The organism is Alkalihalobacillus sp. NPDC127517 (assembly GCF_050276055.1).
In the GTDB taxonomy this organism is placed as follows: Bacteria; Bacillota; Bacilli; order Bacillales; family Bacillaceae_D; genus Alkalicoccobacillus.
In genome coordinates this window covers 47830-62149 of sequence record NZ_JBNNQX010000012.1, presented here as the reverse complement: position 1 = coordinate 62149, position 14320 = coordinate 47830, and the positions used below count along the sequence as shown (strand labels likewise).

12 protein-coding genes are annotated in these 14320 nt (G+C 41.0%); 7 read left to right on the top strand and 5 right to left on the bottom strand.

Going from position 1 to position 14320, the window contains the following annotated elements:
* Positions 1-2: 2 nt before the first annotated feature.
* A complete protein-coding gene (locus ACQKKO_RS16600; RefSeq protein WP_498649139.1) occupies positions 3-563 on the bottom strand; it encodes a nitroreductase family protein in 561 nt (186 codons plus the stop codon).
* A 390-nt stretch (positions 564-953) separates the two neighbouring features.
* Between ACQKKO_RS16600 and ACQKKO_RS16595 the strand changes: the two genes are divergently transcribed.
* From ACQKKO_RS16595 to ACQKKO_RS16585, 3 genes are read left to right on the top strand one after another with little or no spacing between them, the layout of a single operon-like run.
* Positions 954-2699 (top strand): ABC transporter ATP-binding protein, encoded by a 1746-nt coding sequence (locus tag ACQKKO_RS16595; protein WP_498649136.1) that lies wholly within the window; start codon positions 954-956, stop codon positions 2697-2699.
* 3 nt (positions 2700-2702) lie between these two features.
* Entirely contained in the window at positions 2703-4712 is a 2010-nt protein-coding gene (locus ACQKKO_RS16590; protein ID WP_498649133.1) for an ABC transporter ATP-binding protein, read from the top strand.
* A gap of 13 nt (positions 4713-4725) precedes the next feature.
* Entirely contained in the window at positions 4726-5157 is a 432-nt protein-coding gene (locus ACQKKO_RS16585; protein ID WP_498649131.1) for a GNAT family N-acetyltransferase, read from the top strand.
* A gap of 69 nt (positions 5158-5226) precedes the next feature.
* Here ACQKKO_RS16585 and ACQKKO_RS16580 read toward each other — a convergent pair whose 3' ends face one another.
* Together ACQKKO_RS16580 and ACQKKO_RS16575 are read right to left on the bottom strand one after the other, a co-directional pair.
* Entirely contained in the window at positions 5227-6216 is a 990-nt protein-coding gene (locus ACQKKO_RS16580) for a dienelactone hydrolase family protein (RefSeq protein ID WP_498649130.1), read from the bottom strand.
* A gap of 21 nt (positions 6217-6237) precedes the next feature.
* Positions 6238-7293 carry an endo-1,4-beta-xylanase gene (locus ACQKKO_RS16575; protein WP_498649128.1) on the bottom strand — a complete coding sequence of 352 codons (1056 nt, stop codon included), beginning with the start codon at positions 7291-7293 and terminating at the stop codon, positions 6238-6240.
* A gap of 189 nt (positions 7294-7482) precedes the next feature.
* On the opposite strand from ACQKKO_RS16575, the gene ACQKKO_RS16570 reads away from it, so the two are divergent.
* From ACQKKO_RS16570 to ACQKKO_RS16555, 4 genes are all read left to right on the top strand, one after another.
* Positions 7483-8439: a glycosyltransferase family 2 protein gene (locus ACQKKO_RS16570; RefSeq protein WP_498649126.1), complete on the top strand. Its 957-nt coding sequence runs from the start codon at positions 7483-7485 to the stop codon at positions 8437-8439.
* Complete coding sequence (locus ACQKKO_RS16565) at positions 8423-8818, top strand: GtrA family protein (RefSeq protein WP_498649124.1); 396 nt, start codon at positions 8423-8425, stop codon at positions 8816-8818. Before ACQKKO_RS16570 ends, ACQKKO_RS16565 begins: the two co-directional genes overlap by 17 nt.
* A complete protein-coding gene (locus tag ACQKKO_RS16560) occupies positions 8808-11414 on the top strand; it encodes a YfhO family protein (RefSeq protein WP_498649122.1) in 2607 nt (868 codons plus the stop codon). The genes ACQKKO_RS16565 and ACQKKO_RS16560 overlap by 11 nt, the downstream gene beginning before the upstream one ends.
* 380 nt (positions 11415-11794) lie before the next feature.
* Positions 11795-12373 (top strand): biotin transporter BioY, encoded by a 579-nt coding sequence (locus ACQKKO_RS16555; protein WP_498649120.1) that lies wholly within the window; start codon positions 11795-11797, stop codon positions 12371-12373.
* A gap of 214 nt (positions 12374-12587) precedes the next feature.
* Here the strand turns inward: ACQKKO_RS16555 and ACQKKO_RS16550 are convergent, their stop codons facing one another.
* Together ACQKKO_RS16550 and ACQKKO_RS16545 are read right to left on the bottom strand one after the other, a co-directional pair.
* On the bottom strand, positions 12588-13433 hold the full coding sequence (locus tag ACQKKO_RS16550; protein WP_498649118.1) for a GNAT family N-acetyltransferase: 846 nt from the start codon (positions 13431-13433) through the stop codon (positions 12588-12590).
* Positions 13434-13444: 11 nt separating this feature from the next.
* Complete coding sequence (locus ACQKKO_RS16545) at positions 13445-14320, bottom strand: metal-dependent hydrolase (protein WP_498649116.1); 876 nt, start codon at positions 14318-14320, stop codon at positions 13445-13447.

Genomic DNA, 14320 nt, shown 5'->3' with positions numbered 1-14320 from the left:
TTTTATTGTTGTTGGTCTATAATCGTTAGTTTTTCGCGAATATCTGTACGCTTCTTCGCTTTTGGTACATCTTTAATATATCCAAGCATAAGAGTAGCAACGATCTTTTCTCCAGGCTTCACACCAATTTTCTCTCTGAAGGCTGGATTATAGATCCAATCGTTGGAACGCCAAATCATGCCAATGTCACGCGCCCAAGCTGCTAGTTGGAAGTTTTGGATCAGTGCACTCACAGCTGCATGATCTTCATCCCATGTTTTTTGGCGAGGGTCTTCTGGCATAATCACCACCAGATGCGCTGGAATCGAGCGAAAATGATCTGCCTTTCTTTTTACGCCTTCTGATACCTCTCCATTTGGAGCTGGCTGTGCATCAATAAATGCTTGAACAAACGTTTCTGTTCCTTCTCCATTATATAAAAGAAAGCGCCACGGCTCAGTCATCTTATGATTTGGTGCCCATTTTGCCACTTCAAGTAGATCAACGATTTCCTCTGTTGATACCGGATCTGATTTAAAACTTGTAATGGAACGTCTATTACGGATAATCTCATCAATCTTCATCTATGTTCCTCCTATTAAAGCTCACTAATAATCATTCTCAATTAAACCATAACTCACTCTGTCGATGTTTGCAAGAATATTTTGCATTGATTATTGTAAAAAACTGTTGCTATCTGGAAAGAGTCTCGTTAGAATGAAGAAGATTAAAAACATTCAAGATATTAAAAGGAAGGAGCGAAGAGTCATGGAAAACGTACATCCACATCATACACTAATTTCATACTCACACAGCTCCGCCCATACTACATTTATTTTTTCCTAGCCTTTAGGATGTAGGTGAGCTGTGTGTCACGACAGCTTACAATGAACTCATTTATTCAGGAGTACCGTGTATAGCGGTGCTCCTTTTTGTTTTGTCTTTTTATTTAAATTGCAGGGGATGTGTTGCTCGTGTTGCGTGTGTTTAGTCAATTATCATGGTTTTTTAAGGAGCAATGGAGACGGTATACCGTCGCTATTATTCTACTCATCATTGTTAGTTTTATCGATTTAATGCCTGCTCGAATACTTGGCTTAATCGTTGATGACTTTCAAGGTGGTGCGCTTACTGTAGACAGAGGACTCATGTACATCGGTGTGTTTTTGGTCATTGCCTTTACCAGTTACGGACTAACGTATATTTGGATGTCAAAACTCTTTGGTGGGGCCTTACTTGTTGAACGGAAATTACGCTCTAGATTTATGAGTCACTTATTGCGAATGGATATTCCATTTTATGAAAAACGAAAAACAGGAGACTTAATGGCTCAAGGAACAAATGATTTAAAAGCAGTGAGTATGACTGCTGGCTTTGGAATCTTGACGTTAGTTGATTCGATTGTATTCATGCTCATTATACTGGGGGCCATGATGATTCTCGTTGACTGGAAGCTCACTCTCGCGGCTGTCCTTCCACTTCCTTTGATTGGAATCATGATCTCCATCCTTGGCATTAAAATCCACGCTCGTTTTACAAAGGCACAGGAAGCATTCGGATCTTTGAATGGACGCGTGCTAGAATCCGTTGCTGGGATGCGAGTCATTCGAGCGTTCAGACGGGAACGACATGATGAGAATAAATTCTTAAATATGAGTGAAGACGTGTATAAACGTAATCTTGAAGTTGCTAAAATTGAATCGTTTTTTGAGCCAGTCGTTAACATTGTTGTTGCGCTAAGCTATGTAATTGGTCTTGGTTATGGTTCCTATCTTGTGTTTGCCCAAACCATTACATTAGGTCAGCTGATTACCTTTAACGTGTATCTTGGCATGATGATTTGGCCGATGTTTGCAATTGGAGAGCTGATTAACATTATGCAACGAGGCGCTGCTTCCTTGCAGCGAGTGGATCAAACCTTGGCGGTCGAGCAGGCTGTACCTGATCCTAAGAATTCAACTGAACCAGATTCTTTAGCAAACGTAACATTTAATCATGTCACATTCGGCTACCCTTCCTCCAGCCAGAAACAACTAAAGGACCTCTCCATTATGATTCAATCGGGAGAAACCATTGGTGTTGTAGGAAAAACAGGTAGTGGTAAGTCTACGTTTATTAAGCAGTTGCTTAAATACTATCCAGCAGGAAATGGCGAAGTTCATGTTGGAAAACAGCTGATTACGGCACAAAGCAAATGGCAGGTAAGACAGAAGATTGGCTACGTCCCTCAGGACCATATCTTATTTTCAAAAACAGTCAGAGAAAACATATTGTTTGGTAAGCCAGATGCGACCGAGCATGAACTGAATGAGGCGATACGAATCTCTGCCTTTGACCAGGATTTATCCTTCCTGCCGGACGGACTTGATACACTCGTTGGCGAGAATGGGGTCTCTTTATCAGGAGGGCAGAAGCAACGAATTTCAATTGCTCGTGCACTCATCGCAGCGCCGCCTATTTTAATTCTTGATGACTCGTTGTCAGCGGTTGATGCTAAAACAGAAGCAAAAATAATCACGAACCTACGTGCGGTACGTCAGGGGTTAACGACCATTATCACCGCTCATCGAATGTCAGCAGTAGAACAAGCAGATCAGATCCTTGTTCTAGAAAATGGAGAAAAAGCTGAGCTTGGCACTCATAATGAATTAATGAACGAACGTGGCTGGTATTTTGAACAGGTTCGGGAACAAACAAGAGGAATGGAACAGGAGGTGTAATCCATGAGTACAGAAAAACGCTTATATCAATATGCACTCACAAGTAAAAACACGATCATCATTGCCTTACTCCTACTAAGCGTGTCGGTAGCTGCATCATTAACTGGTCCATTCATCGCTAAGACTATTATTGATAATCACATTTCTAGTATTGATGAAGCGTGGTATGTAACAGATGGAGGAACTCAATCTGTTACATATGAAGGAACGACTTACACTCGCAGTAGCAATATATCATCTGCTGAACACACAGGGGAAGCTATCTATGTTCATCAAGATGGAATGGACTTTTATGTTACATCCAACCCCTTACCAGACGGAGATTTTGTGTACCAGGACGGATTCATTCAAGTAACAAATTCAGATGGTACAGTTGAAGTACCTGCCCAAACTCTTTCAACTGATGAAGTCATGGCTTTTTATCAACCAGAGATTCGACCGATCGTGATGCTACTTGGACTGTACCTAGCACTCATTGTTGGCTCTTCCTTTTTCCAATACGGTCAAAGATACTTGTTGCAAAAGTCAGCAAACCGCATTATCCAGCGAATTCGCACAGATGCATTTAATCATTTGTCTCGCTTACCCGTTCGATTTTTTGATCATCTTCCAGCGGGTAAAATTGTTTCTCGTGTGACAAACGATACCGAAGCGATTCGCGAGCTATATATGACGGTTTTGGCTAACTTCTTCTCAAGTGCCATTTCAATTATCGGAGTGTACATTGCCTTATTCCTATTAGATGTCAGGCTTGGTTTGATTACACTTGTCCTGCTTCCTATCTTGTTCCTTTGGATGAAGCTTTACCGAAAGTATTCAGTTACTTATAACCGAAACATTCGCTCGAAGATTAGTGAAATTAACGCTGCTATGAACGAAAACATCCAAGGCATGCCGATTATTCAAGCCTTTAATCGAGAGAATCAGCAGTCCACAGAATTTGAGCGCTTGAATAAGGAGCACTATGGATTCCAAACAAACATGCTTCGCCTAAATTCATTAACGTCCCATAACTTAACAGGTGTGCTTAGAAACCTTGTTTTTGTCGCATTAATTGTTGTCATAATGGGTGGAGTTGGAGGCGGCGGCTGGTCTAGCTTTCTAACACTTGGAGTGATCTATGCGTTTGTTGATTATGTAAACCGATTGTTTGAACCAGTAAGCCAAATTGTGAATCAGCTTGCCAATCTAGAACAAGCACGTGTATCTGGTGACCGTGTGTTTGAATTAATGGATAAAGACGGAACCAATGTTGATGATTCTATGATTGATCGACCTCGCGGAGAAGTGGCGTTTAATCATGTATCATTTGCGTACAAAGACGAGGAATATGTTTTAAAGGATCTAACATTTAAAGCAGAGCCTGGGGAAACAATCGCTCTCGTTGGACATACCGGATCTGGTAAAAGCTCCATCATGAATCTACTCTTCCGTTTCTACGATTGTCAAAAAGGTGAAATTCTGATTGATGGCAAAAGCACAAAAGATATTCCCCCTCAAGGATTACGAGAACACATGGGTATCGTCTTACAGGAACCGTATCTTTTCACCGGAACCATTGCTTCAAATGTAGCAATGGAAAACCCTGATATCTCAAGAGAACAAATTGAGCGTGCGATCGATTTGGTTGGTGGAACGGAGCTATTTAACAGCTTACCAAATGGGCTTGATGAAGAAGTTCAGGAAAAAGGAAATACACTTTCAAGTGGCCAAAGACAATTGATAAGCTTTGCGCGTGCCCTTGTTGCCGACCCTGCTATCCTTGTTTTAGATGAAGCCACATCAAGCATCGATACGGAAACGGAAGGAATGATCCAGAAGGGTATGGAATCCTTAAAGACGGGTCGGACTACATTTATCATCGCTCACCGGCTCTCCACCATCCAGGATGCCGATCAGATCCTAGTTCTAAACCGTGGTGAGATTGTTGAACAAGGAAACCATGATGAACTAATGAAGCTTGATGGATCCTACGCCCAGATGTACCGTCTCCAGAAAAATGAAGCGAGTTAATGAAAGGAGTTACATGTTGAATATTAGACCTATAGACAAAAACGACCCAAAAAAACTAGTTCATTTAATGGAACAGCTTGGCTATCCAACAACTGAGGATGATCTAGTTGCCAGGTTCGAAACACTTTCAAAGAATACTGATTATCATACATTGATTGTGGAATCAAACAATCAATGTATCGGCTTTGCCGGCCTACATCGTGGTCTCTTTTACGAGGCGACCGGTCAATACGTCCGAATTGTTGCCTTTGTGGTTGACGAAAACGTACGAAGGAATGGTGTTGGAAAAGCGTTAATTACAGCCATTGAAGACTGGGCCCTGTCTCAAGGTATACACACCCTAGTGTTAAACAGCGGAAATCGAGGAGAACGAGCAGCCGCGCATGCCTTCTATGAGAAAATGGGCTTTCAGGCTAAAAGCACGGGGTTTAGTAAGAAGATTTAATTAAAACTGTAGATGCTAATTCGAAAATGAAAAGACTGATGATTTTCGTCATCAGTCTTTTTTGTATTTTCAATTCGTCAACACCCGTTCAAACCAATCGATAAATTTACGCCCATTAATAATATGACCACCTGAGAAAATATCGTGATCAAACTGATCCTGCATATTATTTTCTTTATACACGTCTACAACCTGTTTAATGGCTGTCTCCACACCGCTTAGTGGGAATACCTTATCTTCGTCTCCCGCTTCTAAAAATAAAGCTCTCGGCGCTACGAGTCGAAGTAAATCGGGCTGCTCTCCAATGGAGAGTATGCCTGGTATGTAATTATCCAAGCAATGATTACGATCGAGAATACTATCTTTAAATGTGTTCGCGAAACCTGTTAATACAGTTGCTTTTGCTCTGGTATCCAGTGCTGAAACCAATGCTGAAACAAGTCCACCACCTGAGAATCCTATTAGTCCAATTTGTTCTTCATTTACGTCAGGAAACGTAGCCATGACATCGATCATTCGTCTTGCTTCAAACACTCTCATACCAGCTAGGGTAGAACCAGACATCATAAAAGCAGCCGCGAGTGCAAAGCAAGAGTTTTTGTTATCCTCTTCCTTATCTTGTTTAAGTCTGCGATCACCGAATCCTAAGATTTCAGGTGCAAATACTTTAAACCCTTTCTGGACAAGTTGAACGGCTAACTGCTGATGAATACCTGTTTCTTCTTCTTCAGTATTATCTGCGTTCAAGCCAATCAGCTCTCTACTTCCATATCCATGGCCGTGTAGGGCTAGAATACTCGAAATTTTCGTTTGACTTGTTGTATGTGGTGTTAACACATAAAAAGGGATAAACAAATCATCACTTGCTTTAAACCGAAAACGCTCTCTTGTGTACCCGATACATTCGACTGTTTCTAATTTCGTTAAGTCCACATCCAAACTCGGATCAGGAACATCTCCTAAAAGCTTCTCTAACTCCATTCTAGCCAAAGAAGGCTCTAGCACGGTTTGGTTTCTCTTATTGTAAAGGGTTTCAAGAAACTGATCAGGTTCTATCATAGATAAATGGCTCCTTTTAAACTAATTTTCTAATTTCATACGTTCTATTATTGCTGTATATGCTGGCTTTTGTTTCAATTCATGGTCAAAAAGCAGTGGATAGGCCAGATCAGCTGATGCTTCATCTGTGAAATTAATCCAACTGTAAGGGTCTGCTGCCCCCCAAACGGTATATGTAGTACACGCATCATTCGTTAAGCAAACACCCATAATGTCTGCAAATCGGTCTGCTTGCTTTTGCCTTTTGGTTTCAACATCCTCACCGCTGTGTTGAAGCTTAATGTCTAATTCTGTAATGTGCACAAGAAATCCTGCCTCCCCCATCACATTCATCACATTCTGCAGTTGTTCAGGATCAAAATCATTTGCCAGGTCTAAGTGCATTTGTAGTCCAATTCCATCAATCGGCACACCACTTTCTCGAAGGGAGGTGAGATATGTAAGTGTCGCTTCTGTTTTAGGAGACCAGACGTCGTTTTCGTAATCATTATAAAAAAGCAATACATCAGGATCTGCCTCTCTCGCCCACTGAAAAGCAAGCTCAATATAGTCAGGTCCAATGTGCCGTAACCAAAAATTATCCTTTAGGTTGCCACGCTCATCAAAAGCCTCGTTCACTACATCCCACGCATACAGTTTTCCTTTGTATCGCTCAACTGTCGTTTGGACATACTGTTTTAATAAGCTGGTGATTTCTGCATCTGAATACTCACCATTCTCAAGCCACCAGGGAACTCGTTCCCAGACAAGGGTGTGGCCCCGGATACTCAGTTCATTTTCTGTTGCAAACCGAATCATCTCATCTGCCTGATTAAAAGCGTAGACGCCCTCTTCAGGCATCATGATTTCCATTTTTAATTCATTTTCAATTGTAACAGCATTGTATTCGCTTGTAATTAAATTCAGATAGTCAGGATCTTCAGAAAAGGGCTGATATCGAATCGCCGTTCCAAATAAAAGTGAATGGTCCGAAGCTAAGGAACGGATCGTCTGTTTCTCTTGATAGAACATCCACCACACCCCTCCTGCGATAAGCAGTCCAAGAATTAAACCTATCGTTAAACATGTTTGCTTCATACAGTTAGAGCCTCCCCTGGGCTTTCTTGAAACATTCTCCATATTCTCTCTTGTTTACACCACAATTTTTGTTTTTTTAACAAGGGGCAATGTAGGTTTCTTTTTGTGAAAAAGGGTATTATGTTATTGCTTACCACTACTTTTCTCTGGCCACAAATTTGAACTAAACATAACTTAGGAGGCCTTTATATGGACAAACCATTATTATCAGTTATTGTTCCCTCATATAACGAAGAAGAAAACGTCGATGCATTTTACCGGGCAATGAGAGATGAAGTGGCATCTACCCATTACCGACTAGAGGTGATCTTTGTTGATGACGGAAGCTCTGACCGCACACTTACAGAACTTCAACGTCTTTCAAAATGGCATTCAAATGTCAAATATGTATCGTTCACTCGAAATTTCGGAAAAGAGTCAGCCATTCTAGCTGGTTTTCAACACGCAAAAGGCGACTGCTTAATTGTCATCGATGCAGACCTTCAACACCCTGTAGAGCTTGTACATGAACTTCTACTTGGCTTTGAAGAAGGATATGATCAAGTCATTGCCCAGCGTGATCGAAAAGGTGAAAGCTTTGTTCGAAGTACATTGTCTACATTGTACTACAAGTTAATGAATAAAGTAGTTGATGTGAAGCTAGAAAACGGAGTGGGTGACTTCCGCCTATTAAGTCGTCGTGCAGTGGATGCCCTGCTTGTATTAAGTGAAGGGAACCGTTTTTCTAAAGGTTTGTTCTCTTGGATTGGGTTTGATCAAAAAGTAGTCCATTACGAGAATGTTGTTAGGAAGAATGGGCAATCAAAATGGTCGATGCAAAAGCTTATTAATTACGGCATTGATGGCATTGTATCCTTTAATATGAAGCCATTACGCTTATGCTTATACGCTGGGTCTGGTATCCTTCTTTTCTCAATCGCTTATATTGTTTTTACTTTTTTCCAAATTATGCGAACAGGCGTAGAAGTACCAGGATATTTCACTTTGATTTCCGCAATTCTTGCCTTAGGTGGTATTCAGCTTGTAAGTCTAGGGATCATTGGAGAATATATCGGGCGCATATACAATGAAACAAAGAGACGTCCTCACTATTTAGTGAAGGAAACAAATTTGGATCGAGGCATCAGGTATGAAAAAGCTAAATAATGAATTCTTTCGTTTTGTTATCGTTGGGGGAGTAAATACATTAAACTACTACCTCATCTTCTTGCTTTTTAACAATGTGTTTAATGTTTATTATATGGTTGCGCACATCACTGGTATTTTAATCAGTATGGTTATTTCTTATTTTCTTAACTGTTATTTTACCTACGGAGTTAAGCCAACTTGGCGCAAATTCTTTCAGTTTCCTTTGACACAGCTTGTGAATATAACCGTTTCATCCAGTTTAGTGTTTGTGTTTGTTGAGCTTTTCTCACTCTCTAGTAATATAGCTCCTATTGCTGCGATGTTTATCACGGTCCCTGTCACGTTTCTAGTCACCGGAAAAATCTTAAAACAAAATGGAGCTCAACATGAAACGTAAAAGTACAGTTTGGTTACTGATCATTGGAAGTCTCGCTTTTGCTATTCTTGCACATTTTTTCTTCTTAAAAGAACTTTCACATGGCCGGTTTATGGTAGGGCCCAATGATGGGCTCTCACAAATGGTTCCGTTTAAGCATTTTCTGTATCAACAATATATAAATGGGGAGTGGTTCTACTCACATGACTTTGGACTCGGTAGTGGCACTTACGGTCAACTAGCTTATTACTTTTCCACTAACATGGTGTTTCTCGCAACCGTGTTTTTTGTTTGGTTAATGGAGACCCTCTCTTTCATAAGTAGTCCTGACCTTCTATTCTGGGCGCAATCAAGCGTCATTGTGAGTGTATTCAGAATGACTATCATTACCCTCATCACAACAGCCGTATTTCGTACATTTAAGCTTGGTTACCTCCCTGCTTTTGCAGGCGCCGTCCTTTATGCGAGCAGTGTGATGTATTATCGTCATGCAGCTTTTTGGGAATTCTTTGCGGATGCATATCTTTGGATCCCCTTACTTGTCTTAGGTATCGAGAAGATCATCCGTCAGAAACAACCGTTCTGGTTTATTCTCGGCTTAAGCTTTGCCTTATTTAATAACTTTTATTTTGCGTATATGAGCTGCCTGTTTGTGGCGATCTATGTTCTTTTGCGTTGGTTCATTCGCTTTCCAGATGACCAAACAACCATACTTGAACAAGTGAAATATTACATACCTTCCATTTTACTCAGCTTTGCAATTGGTGCGATCTCGTTTGTTCCAGCGGTATATGGGTTCTTAAATAACTATCGCCCTCCGTTTGAAGATCCCATCGAATGGTTTGCCATTCATGACAATATCTTTTATACAAGTCGGACATTAATCTTACCCGCACTCTTTCTTTTATTCATCTTTTTAAAATCATTATATAGGGATAAGGTGTTTCAGTTTTTTGCCGCTCTTTCCCTGCTTTTTATCATCATGCACTATTTTCCGATCATAGCGAGTGTCTTTAATGGCTTCTCTGCTCCTCAGAATCGGTTTGAATATATGGGCTCCTTCGCTATTGGTGGTGCAGTGGCAATTGCTTTGTCAAAGGTCGCTCACATACCGCGAAAACAAATGATTTTTTCTGCGGTTGCTACACTCTTATTGTTCATCATTGTGTATCTGACAGATCAAGCACTTCAATTAAGTCGTGTTGGAGTTGATGACTTTCTCATCCTTGTCCCGGTTATGCTTTTAGCTTTTATTTGGGTCATGTGGAAACGGCCAACATATGCAATTGGTTTACTTACGACCTCAGTCATTGCTACTCAGCTTCTACTTGCTTATCACTATCAAGATAAGCAGCTATCACAGGCCGGCAACTTAACCAATGCAAATGTTGCCTATATCACAGAAGAGTATCAACCAAGTGAGCAAGTTGATCTGATTCATTCTGTACTGGATCAAGATAACGATCCGCTTGCAAGACTTGAGTGGGTTGTTGGTGGACGGAGCGGACGGAATAACACAGGGATGGTGCAAGGATTTCCTAGCGTTAGTAGCTATTCAAGTGTATTGAATCAGCACATGCTCTTTTTCTACTACAATGATCTTCAAATTGATATGAAACGAGAAAGTGTTAGTCGATATTCTGGCTTTGGCGATCGAACGAACTTGTATAGCCTACTTGGTGGCAAGTACATTCTTTTCCCTAAAAATCAAGAAATTCATGCACCTTATGGATTTGAGCCATTTGAAGAGAACGAATCGTATGTCGTTTATCAAAACCAAAATATGCTTCCATTTGCCCGTGTGACATGCACGACTTATAGCGAAGAGCAAATGCAGGATCAACCCATGTTAACAAGAGAGCACGCGATGGTAGATGGTGTAATTTTGGAGAATACGGTTGAGGTTTTGGCTAGTCCAAGCGATAACGAAAACGTTATTCAAGATGTTGAGTTTGAAGCGGTTGGAGGGTCATACGAAGACGGGATCCTGACGATCACAGATGATCGTGGCGGTCTTGATTTACAGATTCCCACGTCCATTTCAGATGAGGAGGACAGTGACCTATACGTCTCCTTCCATCTCTTAAATCAATCAGAGACAGCTAAGCTCTTTAAGCTTGAGGTGAATGACTACGTGACCGATCGAAAATCACGAGAATCCATTTACAAAACAGGCGTAAATGATTTAACAATACGTATACCAATGGATGAGACCATCTCTATTCGGATGCGTAAAGGAAGCTATCAGCTCGATCAGTTCTCCATCTACCAAGAGAACTACGAGAAGCTAGATGAAGCAGTAGCGCGAGCAAATGAATCTGATATCTCTGTCTCCATTGATGGACGCAGGATGTCATTTACCGTTGAGAATGCAAACTCAAACGAATACCTTACCATCCCAGTGCCTTTTGAAAAAGGGTGGACAGCAAACGTAAACGGAGAAAAAGTACCCGTTGAAAAAGCCAACTATGCCTTTATGGCGGTTGCACTTCAAGATGGAGAAAACGAAGTAACCTTTTCGTATTACCCACCCTATTTTATCGAGTCGAGTGCAGTTACCATTGCTGGCTTATTACTAACTGGTGGCTGGTATGTGTACCGTAGACGAAAACGTTGATATACATTTCAAACAGCCTGTAGCATGTGCGCAGGCTGTTTCGTTTGTCCATGGTAACGTTTCTTCTATTTCATTTTTACATCGGTGCCAACATCTTAACTACGCTTCTTTTAACAGTACCATGTGGTGCCATCGGGATGATCACGCTCGCTAACCCTACGGATCGCATTAAACAAACGTCACATGATAAGTATTGAGGGTAGTTCATCGCTTGGTGATTCTACCCTTTTTTACAATTAGAATAATTAAAAAAAGAAACCTTTTACACTAAGCATCATAAATTTTTTGAATCATGTAAAAAAAGCTAACACTCTATCATGATTTTATGTTAACCTTCAATAAAATAAGGTTAACAATAAAGAGAAGTGGAGTGACTAGACGTGAATGAACAATCGAACAAGCTTAGAGATTTGATCCATTGCGGAATCTTCGCAGCCATTACAGCCGTACTTGCCCAACTCGAAATCCCTCTTCCACTTGTACCGATTAGTGGACAAACTCTCGCTGTGGGTCTCGCAGCAACGATTCTTGGTAGCCGCAAAGGCGCACTAGCCATGTTATGCTACGTCTTACTTGGTACTGTAGGATTACCAGTGTTCGCTGGAGCAAGCGGTGGCATACATATTTTGTTCGGACCAACCGGAGGATATATTTTTGCGTTTATTTTCACTGCATTTATTACAGGATATTATTTAGAAAAAACGTCATTCACTTTATTCCACGCAATGATCGCCAACACCTTAGCAGCCACTGTTGCATTAACTCTAGGTACGATCTGGTTAAAATATGCAGCTGCGCTACCATGGCCTGGAGCAATCGCAGCAGGTGTGACGCCATTCATCATTCCTGGGATAATCAAAGCATTTCTAGCTAGTTGGATCGGTATTACTGTTCGCAAGCGACTCATTTCAGCAAATATCATGCATGATCATGTGGCAAAAGAGAAGATCCCCGCCTAATAGTAAAAAGAACGTGGGACATAACATAAAATCAATTAGATAATGGCGAATGATTCTACGATTGAATCATTCGCCATTCGTATTTTTTACAAAACGAGCGGAAGGGACTGAGGCCGTATCACACGGGTGCGAGGGATTCTCCTGTACCGGATACCTTGCTATGTTCGTGTTTTACTACCTATATTAATGTTACGTCCCTGCCTCTTTTTTACCATTATGAATGAAAATAATACAACTTCGAGTTTACGACCATATCATACCCAATCTCTTGATAAATATGATTGGATGTCGGATTAGAGAGATCTGTATAAAGAGAAACTGTTTCATATCCTTCTTCTAACATTTTTTCACTAAGTGTAGCCACACATGCTGAGGCATAGCCCTTTTTCCGTTCACTCGCCGGTGTAAATACAAAGGAGATATTAATATTTGTTTGAGTTGGTCTAGATGTTGCAGCCATTGATACTGGTCTTCCTTCAAACTCCCAAACATACATCGATTCCAGCCCTGTAAAACGTTCCACTCGTTCACGTGCTTCGTTTTCCGTTAGCGGAACGTTTGCATCCTCACCGAATTGTATCGCCCATTCTATTAAAAATTCCGTATCTTCTTTTGTAGCAAACCTCAATTGACCAGGTATCCCCTCCGGAGGCTTCACGTTTCGGAGTTGATAGATTCGTTGAGCGGTATGAAGGGTTCGTCTTGTTTGAGTAAATCCAGAGTAATGTAGCGAAAACGCATCGACATAAGGAATCTCACCCATAATTCCTGGGAGATTCCTATTCTGTTGAGCAAGAATCTCAGCACTTTCTTTTAACTCTTCTTCAGCAACCTGTCCCAAAACCGCAAGAATGGCCTGCTCCTTAATACTTTGAATCAAAAGGATAACCGGCTCTTCTTTTTCAAAGAAAACGGCAGAGAAAAGAAGTGAATCCTGCTCACTACTGTCTAGATTTCGCTTAATTAAGCCAATAGCCAAGTTATGAGCCACCTCTTTTGCTTGTAGCAACTCAATGTATGGTTCAAGCTCGTTCCATTGTGTTAAGGTCTCTATCCTCATTGATCCGCCTCCTAATTTGTTAGATCGATCGATTCAAAGAGCATCGGGCCGCCTCCGCGATAAAAACGAGGATCATACACTCCAAGCTTGCCGTCCTCTGTTGTGATGACAACAAAAGGTGACCAAGTCATTAATACTTCTGCTCGTGGGTTCTCTTCAAACAATGGTGTTAAGTCTTCTTCTTCGTTTGATTCAATCACAGCAGGATTTTCTTGCTTCGACCATAACGTTTGATCATAGACGAGAATACGATGATCCTCTTTGGCAAGTACAGTGAAGTGTGCTGGTAAAAAGCTTGCCGTCAACGTTGTTTGTTCATACGTACTACGCGCTTCCTGATGAATCCATACTCCTTGTGCTGTTTGGATACTAATATGAGCAAGGACGAAAATCCAGGCAACACGCCAGATCTTATGAGTTGATTGGTTTTTTCTCACTTTCTTAAATATGTATGCACTAAGAAAAATACCCCAAATGATAAAATCAAGTATCGGCAAGACTCCTATGCTTACTCTCATATTTGAGAATGGTTCAAAGAAACCAGTTCCCCATGCATTAAGAGAATCGGTTCCAATATGAATGATGACATTTACAAATGCTAAATAGAAAATCATTTTATCTTTCTTTCGCCAAATTGCCCAAACCAGCGCATAGATCAAAAAGGCCCAGATCGGGGCAACGAAAACAGAGTGAGTCAATCCTCGATGCCACATCTGGTCCATAATCCGACCGGTTTCGGTTACTCTAGCCACAACATCCAGATCTGGAGCCTGACTTGACAACAAAGCAGTAAAAAGCAATGCTCGTTTGGTCTGCTTATCTGCTTTTGACTTATCTAAAGCTCCATAAGTGGTCAATCCAAAAAGCGTATGAGTAACGGTATCCAA

Excerpts from the sequence above, each read along its gene's own strand:
- ACQKKO_RS16600 (WP_498649139.1), bottom strand. The coding sequence starts at position 563 with ATGAAGATTGATGAGATTATCCGTAATAGACGTTCCATTACAAGTTTT.
- ACQKKO_RS16590 (WP_498649133.1), top strand. The coding sequence starts at position 2,703 with ATGAGTACAGAAAAACGCTTATATCAATATGCACTCACAAGTAAAAAC.
- ACQKKO_RS16585 (WP_498649131.1), top strand. The coding sequence starts at position 4,726 with ATGTTGAATATTAGACCTATAGACAAAAACGACCCAAAAAAACTAGTT.
- ACQKKO_RS16580 (WP_498649130.1), bottom strand. The coding sequence starts at position 6,216 with ATGATAGAACCTGATCAGTTTCTTGAAACCCTTTACAATAAGAGAAAC.
- ACQKKO_RS16575 (WP_498649128.1), bottom strand. The coding sequence starts at position 7,293 with ATGAAGCAAACATGTTTAACGATAGGTTTAATTCTTGGACTGCTTATC.
- ACQKKO_RS16570 (WP_498649126.1), top strand. The coding sequence starts at position 7,483 with ATGGACAAACCATTATTATCAGTTATTGTTCCCTCATATAACGAAGAA.
- ACQKKO_RS16565 (WP_498649124.1), top strand. The coding sequence starts at position 8,423 with ATGAAAAAGCTAAATAATGAATTCTTTCGTTTTGTTATCGTTGGGGGA.
- ACQKKO_RS16560 (WP_498649122.1), top strand. The coding sequence starts at position 8,808 with ATGAAACGTAAAAGTACAGTTTGGTTACTGATCATTGGAAGTCTCGCT.
- ACQKKO_RS16550 (WP_498649118.1), bottom strand. The coding sequence starts at position 13,433 with ATGAGGATAGAGACCTTAACACAATGGAACGAGCTTGAACCATACATT.